We start from the raw sequence: 8390 nt of genomic DNA, 5'->3' as shown, positions 1-8390 counted from the left end.
AAATGGATTTCATGCAATAACAATCATGGAGATGGGTAAATGATCTTTTGTTCATTGGCACCAAAAAAAACGTGGCTTGGTCTGGGCTTGTTGCTCACCGCTTTGGTCGGGTGTGGCCAGCCGGAGGGGGTGGCCAAGATTGATGGCCAGACGCTGACGCAGGAGGAGTTTAACGCCTATCTGAAGTTCAAGCGCATTCCTCAGCAGGATCAGGGGCGGGTTGCCCGGGCGCTGGATGATCTGGTTAATCGGGAGGCGTTGGTCAAGGCGATAGAGAAAGAGAAGGCGCTGGACCCGGCTCTGCTGGATATGGAGTTGGCCGAGTTTAAACGGCAGATGGTGATCAGCCGTTACATGGATCAGCTGCTAAGAGACAAGGTAACGGACGAGGCGGTGCGCAACTACTACGCCACCCATGCCGCCGATTATGAGTCCAAGAATATCCATATCGCTCATATTCTGGTGCGGCTGAATGGCAAGATGGCGGAAACCGAGCGTCAGGCCAAACTGACGACGGCTCAGGAGATCTATAGCCGCCTGATGAAGGGGGATGATTTTGCCGCCCTGGCCCGAGCCAGCTCGGAAGATACCCTCTCCGCCAAGAAGGGGGGCGATCTGGGCTGGATGCGCCAAGGCGCCATCGATGCCGATTTCTCCAAGCGGGTCTTTGCCATGAAGCCGGGTGAAGTCTCCGAACCTATCTTGACGCCGTTTGGTTACCACCTAGTCAAGGTGATCGAAGGGGTTCAGGTGCAGAAGAAACCGCTGGAAGCCGTGATGGGCGAAATTCGCTACCAACTGCGCAATGAGACCAAGGATGCCGAGATCAACCGTCTACTCAAGAGCATAGAGGTTGAGAAGCAAGATCTTGAAAAACAAGAGGTTGAAAAAACGGCTCCAAGTAAAACTGCCAAGGTGGCTTCATGATGCAGGCTCGTCACCTTGGGTTCACCGCCGCCATCGGCGTGATGGCTTCACTTCTGCTCATCGCCTGTGGTCCTAAGAAAGCCGCTGTTGTGGCTGAGGCTCCCGCTACATCGGCACCGCAAGAGCAGGTCTTGGCCAAGGTCAATGGTGAGGCCATAACCGATCTGCAACTGGAGCTGGCCATGGAGCGCTCCTTTAGCGGCAACGCCACCGCCCTGGTGGATGGCCCTGAGCTGCGCCAAAAGATGTTGCAGAGTCTGGTGATCAGTCGTGCCATGAAGCAGCTAGGCGAGAAGAGTCTGGATGCGGAAACCAGACTCAAGCTCCATAACCAGGCACAGGCCTATGAAGAGGAGCTCTATGTTCGCGAGTACCTCAAAGAGCATATTCAGCCCAAACCTGTCACCCATGAGCTGGTGGCGGAGTACTACCAGAAACACCCCGAACTCTATGGCGCTCAGAGCATCAGGGAGTACCAATTGCTGGCGACCCCTGAGCAGCTGTTGGAGCAGAAGCGGGATGATTTCCTCGCCCAGGTGGCGGCAATTCGCGCCACGTCAGCCTGGCCTTCTGCGGCAGCCAAGTGGCAGCAGGAGTTTGATCTGCAACTGGTGCGGGGTCGCAGTAGCGATCAACAACTGCCTGACGAGCTGGCTCAGGCCTTGGCCAAGCTGGGGAAGGATGCGACCTCTGACTTGCTGAACGTCAATGGGCGTTACTACCTGCTGCGAGTGACGTCACTTATTCAGACTCCGGCCAAGCCGCTTGCCGAAGTGAGTGGGGAGATCCGCCAAACCCTGGCACCGCTTGCCTTGCGTGATGCGGTAAGAGAGGCCTCAGAGCAGGCCAAGGCGCAAGCCAAGATAGAGTGGTTGACCCCGAAAACGGATTAGTGGGTCGAGCAACCTTAAAATTTACATGCATGGAGAGCAGACAGGGATGACACGGCAGTCGGTGTACGCACCTTTTTTATTGGTTCTATTTGCCTTACTGCTGTTAAACGGCTGCTGGTCGGATCATAAAAAAGGCCAAGAGACTCAGGGCTCGGCCGTTGCGGCTAAGCCAGTGTTTCAGCTGGATACCCCCACCCAGAGTGTCGAAGTGGACAGCGACGAATATACTCTGGAGGGGGAAATCCAGAGTCGCTGGGCGCTGGATTCTCTCTCCATGAGCTATGAGGGGAAGAGTGTTCCCCTCTCAACCAGCAAACCCAAGAGCAAAAGCAAGTCATCGAATCTGGTTCAGGCCGCCAGTTCGACCCTCTATACCTACTATTTCTCACTCACGGTGAAGTTGGCCCAGCCAGGGGTTAACCAATTTGTCTTTATCATCAAGACGCCGGAGGGGGAGAGTCAGCACCAGGTCGAGATCAAACGTAAAGATCACAGCAAGACGCCGCTGCAGATGACCCTCGCCGCCAATCAGGAGAGTGTCACTTACGGCGAGACGCTGCTGTTAGCTGGTCAGGTGCTGGATGATAAGGGCCGTGCGGCAGGGATCACGCTAACCATCAGCAATAGCCTGACTGGGCTGAGTCAGGCTGTGACATCGGACAGTCAGGGGCATTTTAGCCAGCGTATAGCCCTGCCACTGGGTCGCTCCACCCTGACCCTGCAGGCGCAAAAGAGTGGTTACCAGAGTGCCAGCCAGACGCTGGCCGTGCAGCGCCGCTCTGTGCCGCAGCTCTCCATCATTTCACCTGCCAACGGTGCCGAGTTTACGGATGAGAGTGTCACAGTTGAGGGTGAGGTGATCAGCCTTTGGCCCAAAGAGCAGCTTAAGCTAACACAGGGTGATACCGCTCTGACTCTGGAGTCCGGACCTAGTGGACACTACCGCTTTAGTCAGAAGCTGGCGCTGGTCGAGGGGGAGAGCAGCTTCACTTTTGTGTTGCAGACCCCAGATGGCGATGCGCAGCAGGTGTTGCAACTTAAGCGCAAGGTGACACCCAAGCCGGATCTCAAGTTGACCCTGACGCTGGCGGCGGATCAGGCCACGCAAACCGATGGCGAGAGCCTGCTGGTGAGTGGTGTGGTGCAGGATCAAGCACAGGATCAAACAAATAGCGGCACAGATATCACCCTGAGTGTGCTAAACGACAAGATCGCCGAGCGGGTAACGGTGAGTGTGGCCGCCGATGGCCACTTTAGCCAAGCCATCCCCCTGCCGCTGGGTTCATCCAAACTCACCCTGCTGGCCGAGAAAGCGGGTTACCAGAGCGCCAGCCAGACGCTCTCCGTACAGCGCCGCTCGCTGCCGCAGATCATTATCAGCTCACCGGCCAGCGGCAGCGAGCTCGAGAACGAGAGCGTGGCGATCGAGGGGGAGGTGATCAGCCTCTGGCCGCAAGAGCAGTTAGTGCTGACTCACGCCGGGCAGGGCGTGGCGCTGCAACCTACTTCAACTGGCCATTACCACTTCAGTCAAACAGTGGCGCTGTTCGAGGGGGATAACCGCTTCAGCTTCCTGTTGCAGACGCCCGATGGCGACGCGCAGCAGGTGGTCCAACTCAAGCGCAAGGTGACACCCAAGCCCGATCTCAAGCTGACCCTGACGCTGGCAAGCGATCAGGCCACGCAAACCGATGGCGAGAGCCTGCTGGTGAGCGGTGTGGTGCTGGATCAAGCACAGACTCAAACAAATAGCGGCACAGATGTCACTTTGAGTGTGCTCAGTGATAAGAGCAGCGAGCGGGTGAGTGTGAACGTGGCCGCCGATGGCCACTTCAGTCAGGCCATCCCGCTGCCCTTGGGCGCATCCAAACTCGTCCTGCTGGCCGAGAAATCGGGTTACCAGAGTGCCAGCCAGAGCCTGGCCGTGCAGCGCCGCTCTGTGCCGCAACTGACCATCAGCTCCCCAGCCAATGGCAGCGAACTTGAGAGTGAGAGCGTCACGGTCGAGGGTGAGGTGACAAGCCTCTGGCCGCAAGAGCAGTTAGTGCTGACTCACGCCGGGCAGGCCGTGACGCTGCAACTTACTTCAACTGGCCACTACCACTTCAGTCAAACAGTGGCGCTGGTCGAGGGGGAGAACAGCTTTACGTTCCTGTTGCAGACGCCCGATGGCGACGCGCAGCAGGTGGTCCAACTCAAGCGCAAGGTGACACCCAAGCCCGATCTCAAGCTGACCTTGACGCTGGCAAGCGATCAGGCCACGCAAACTGATGGCGAGAGCCTGCTGGTGAGCGGTGTGGTGCAGGACCAAACCAGTAGTGGCTCTGATATCACTTTGAGTGTGCTCAGTGATAAGAGCAGCGAGCGGGTGAGTGTGGCCGCCGATGGCCACTTCAGCCAGGCCATACCTCTGCCGCTGGGTTCATCCAAACTCACCCTGCTGGCCGAGAAATCGGGTTACCAGAGTGCCAGCCAGACGCTGGCCGTGCAGCGCCGCTCTGTGCCGCAACTGACTATCAGCTCACCGGCCAATGGCAGTGAGCTGAGTGATGAGATAGTGACAGTCACGGGGCGTGTGCTGAGTGCCTGGCCCAAGAGTGAACTCACCCTGCATCAAGGCGGTGAGAACCTCACGCTAGAGCTGGTCTCCCCAGGCAGCTATCAGTTTCAGCAACAGGTGGTGCTAACGGAGGGAAGCAACACCCTGACCTATCTATTGCAGAGCCCGGATGGCGACAGCCAGCAGATCTTGGTGCTAACGCGCAAGGTAATACCCCAACCGCAACCTAAGCTCACCCTGACGCTGGCGGTCGATCAGGCCGCGCAAACCGATGGCGAGACGCTGCTGGTGAGTGGTGTGGCTCAAGATGAGCAGCAGCAGGGGGCCGGTATCCAGCTCAAGGTGTTAAACGACAAGCAGGGTGTGGTGGCAACTCTTTCTCTGGAGGGGGATGGTCACTTCACTCAGGCCATACCGCTGCCGCTGGGGGTGTCAACCCTGACGCTGCTGGCCGAGAAATCGGGCTCCCAGAGTGCCAGCCAGACGCTCACCGTACAGCGCCGCTCGCTGCCGCAGTTGACTATTAGCTCACCTGCCAACGGTAGCGAGCTTGCGAGCGAGAGCGTCACGGTCGAGGGGGAGGTGATCAGCCTCTGGCCGCAAGAGCAGTTAGTGTTGACTCAGGCCGGGCAGGCCGTGGTGCTGCAACCTACTTCAACCGGCCACTACCACTTCAGTCAGCGTGTGGCGCTGGTCGAGGGGGAGAACAGCTTCACTTTCCTGCTGCAGACCCCAGATGGCGATGCGCAGCAGGTGCTCCAACTCAAGCGCAAGGTGACACCCAAGCCAGATCTGACACTCTCCCTGACGCTGGCAAGCGATCAGGCTACGCAAACCGATGGCGAGAGCCTGCTGGTGAGCGGTGTGGTGCAGGATCAAACCAGTAGCGGCACAGATGTCACCTTAAGTGTGCTGAGCGATAAGAGTAGCGAGCGGGTGAGTGTGAACGTGGCCGCCGATGGCCACTTTAGCCAAGCCATCCCCCTGCCGCTGGGCTCATCCAAGCTTACCTTGCTGGCCGAGAAATCGGGTTACCAGAGTGCCAGCCAGACGCTGGCCGTACAGCGCCGCTCGCTGCCGCAGCTGACCATCAGCTCACCTGCCGATGGTGCCGCACTGGAGAGCGAGAGTGTCACAGTCGAGGGCGAGGTGATAAGCCTCTGGCCGCAGGCACAGCTCATGCTGACGCAGGCGGGGCAGAGCGTGACCTTGGCACCAACGGAGGCGCAGACGGAGAAGGGCCATTATCGGTTTAGCCACACAGTAGCGCTGGCCGAGGGAAACAATAGCCTGCTGTTTATATTGGCGACACCGGATGGTGAGTGTCGTGCCGAACTCAAGCTGACGCGCCAGAGTGCGGATCGCCAAGCTCCGACGTTGCAGATCTCGACCGCCAATGATCTGCATGTGGCGGCCTCTGAGCAGGTGATAGTGGGCTCAGTCTCTGATGCCTCGGGCATCAAACAGTTGGTGTTGCGCTCCTCGGCCTATCCGGGCACAGACTTTGTGGCCGCACTCAAGGGCGAGAGCTTCCAGGCCACTGTGCCGCTCAAACCGGGTCAAAATCAGATCACAGTGCTGGCAGAGGATAATCAGGGCAACCGTACCCAGCAGCAGATCACCCTATTTAGGGGAACGCCACCTGAGTTTGTGGCTATCTCACCCGCCACCAACTCAGTGGTCAGCTCGGCGACCACCACAGTTGCCGGGGAGATCCGCAGCCAGCAGGGTGACCCCATACTGCGCCTCTTCATCAACGACAGAGCGGCCAGCCTGACGCCGCTAGAGGGCGGTCGCTACCACTTCGAGCTGGCAGAGTATCCGCTCACCATAGGTAGTAACACGCTGCGACTGCTGGCGGAAACGGCCTTGGCGCAAGCCGATAGTGAAGTGACGCTCAGTTACCAGCCACAAAATAGTGACGCGATTGCCGCCCCGACTCTGACTCTGCTGACCCCCGCCAATAACAGCCTGGTCACGGCCGATGCGGTGACGGTGAAGGGGCAAGTGGAGAGTCACGCTGGCCCCGTTGTGCTCACCCTGGAGGGTAAGCGCATTACCATCTCCAGCCAGAACAGCTATGCCAATGGTGATACCTGGATGGGCTATTTCACCACTCAACTCGCCTTTGCCGAGGGGAAAAATGTTCTGGATGGTTTACTCAAGGCCGAGGATGGGTTGGGCAAGAGTGCCAAACTGGCGTTGCACTTTACGCGCGATGGTGTTGCCCCCGTGCTGAGTGTGGCGGCCTTGCAGCCGGCTCCGGCCATCAACCGGGTGAGTCAGCAGAGCCTGTTGGTGAGCGGCGAGGTGAGTGATGACAACCTGGCCAACCTGACGCTCAACGATCAGGCCTTGACCCTTGAACCTCAAGCTCAGACAGGGCACTACCGCTTCTCGACCCAGGTGGCCGTACCGGCTGGCAATAGTCTGCCTCTGCTCTTGGTGGCCCGGGATCTGGGCGGTAATCAGAGCGCCAGGGAGTATAGGGTGCAATCGTTGACGAGTGTCAGCCTGCAGCCACTCCTGCCCGCCGATGAGAGTGAGTTGTTGAGCCAGGGGTCGGCGATGACGCTGCAGGTGGCTGCCCAATTGGGTGAGCTGCCCAGCGATGCCAAGGTTGAGGTGCGCTTAGACGAAGAGCCGCCCATCACCTTGGCCAGCGATCAGCAAGTAGCCAGTGGCGAGGTGAGCGTCGCGCCCGAGGCGGCCGCCCATACGCTGATCTATCAGGTAGTGCAGGGGGGGAAAGTCCTGGCGACCGCCCAGCGCCACTTCAAGGTGGTGGATGACAAGAGCATCCCCCTGGCGCTGTTGAGTGTGACGCCGCAAAGTGGCAGCACTGGGGTTGAACCCGATGAGCCTCTGGTCCTCTACTTCAATAAGACGATAGAGACATCATTGCTTCAGGTGGAGCTCAGAGAGACGCTGCACGGCAAGAGCTATCTCAACAAGGATGAAGCCGGTGCCTCGTTCCTGCAGGCCAAAGGCTACCAGTTGCAAGAGGTTCACCGGGATCAGGAGCGGGTTGAGTTGAACCCCTCCCTGTTGCCGGACGGCAAGAGCATCAGCTTCTATGCCAAACGAATGCTGGGCTTTGGTGCCCAGGCGCTGGTGACCATCTCTTACCAGGGGCAGGAGTTGAGCCGCTTCACCTATCAGGTGCGCCCTCTGCCGACCTTCATCACGGGTAATGTGGTGGATCAGTTCAACCAACCGCTCTCGGGCGTGGTGGTGGAGTTGAGCGAGCTGGCCCGCAAGACAGTCACCAACGCCGATGGCGCCTTCAGTTTTGGCTTCCAGGAGGCGGCAGGGCAAGAGATACCGACTGGACGTTACCGCCTCACCATCAATGGTGGCTTGGTGATGCCAGGTTTTGGCATGCAGCAGCAGCAGATCTCGGTCACTGGGGGGGTAAACAATCAGCTGGGCATGCTCCCCTTGCTGCAGCTTAACCCCGAGTTGGCCTTCCAGCAGGTGGCATCGGGTCAGTCCAAGGTGAGCTTCTCTGATGGCGAGTTGGGCCTGGATTTTAGCGCTGCCCATCTGCAGTTCCCGGATAGCCGGGATCAGGGTCGCCTCTACTTCCAGTTCCTCCCCTTCGAGCAACTGGGCGCCAACACCATGGAGGGTTTTACGCCGTTATGGGCCTATGCGGCCCAGCCCAAGGGGGTGAGGGTTGAAGGCCAGGTTGGCATCAGCCTGACCATGCCCGCCTATAACGGCCGTTATGACTACATCCCCACGGGCACAGAGCGGGTGATCCTGGTGGGTTACGATCAGGATCGCGGCGTGATTGCCCCGGTTGGGATCGGCCGTATCGACAATCATGTGGTCCACAGCGAGGGGACGCTGGCGTTAACCTCGCTGGATTATATCGGTTATGTGATTTTGCCTGTGGAGTGGCAAAGCAAGCTGGCCGCCGTGGCGGCGGGGCAACTCTCTTTGCCTGCCTTGCAGGCGGAAATCACATCAACCACTCAATCGACTCAAGCCATCGCACAATAGAC

General features: G+C 58.8%; 3 protein-coding genes. All 3 read left to right on the top strand.

What is annotated here, in order from left to right; genetic code table 11:
* The first annotated feature begins 39 nt into the window (after positions 1-39).
* Genes ACZYTD_RS13210 through ACZYTD_RS13200 form a run of 3 tightly spaced genes read left to right on the top strand, consistent with a single transcriptional unit; the run spans position 40 to position 8388 of the window.
* Positions 40-927, top strand: a complete 888-nt coding sequence (locus tag ACZYTD_RS13210) for a peptidylprolyl isomerase (RefSeq protein WP_463892658.1) — start codon at positions 40-42, stop codon at positions 925-927.
* Complete coding sequence (locus ACZYTD_RS13205) at positions 924-1820, top strand: peptidyl-prolyl cis-trans isomerase (protein WP_463892656.1); 897 nt, start codon at positions 924-926, stop codon at positions 1818-1820. The genes ACZYTD_RS13210 and ACZYTD_RS13205 overlap by 4 nt, the downstream gene beginning before the upstream one ends.
* Before the next feature lie 46 nt (positions 1821-1866).
* Positions 1867-8388, top strand: a complete 6522-nt coding sequence (locus ACZYTD_RS13200; protein WP_463892655.1) for a hypothetical protein — start codon at positions 1867-1869, stop codon at positions 8386-8388.
* Positions 8389-8390 lie beyond the last annotated feature (2 nt).

The sequence above is a fragment of the Pseudaeromonas sp. HNCC25DJ180 genome (assembly GCF_055413345.1).
Note: the sequence above shows the minus strand (reverse complement) of the source record. Positions and strands in the feature narration are given on the sequence as shown.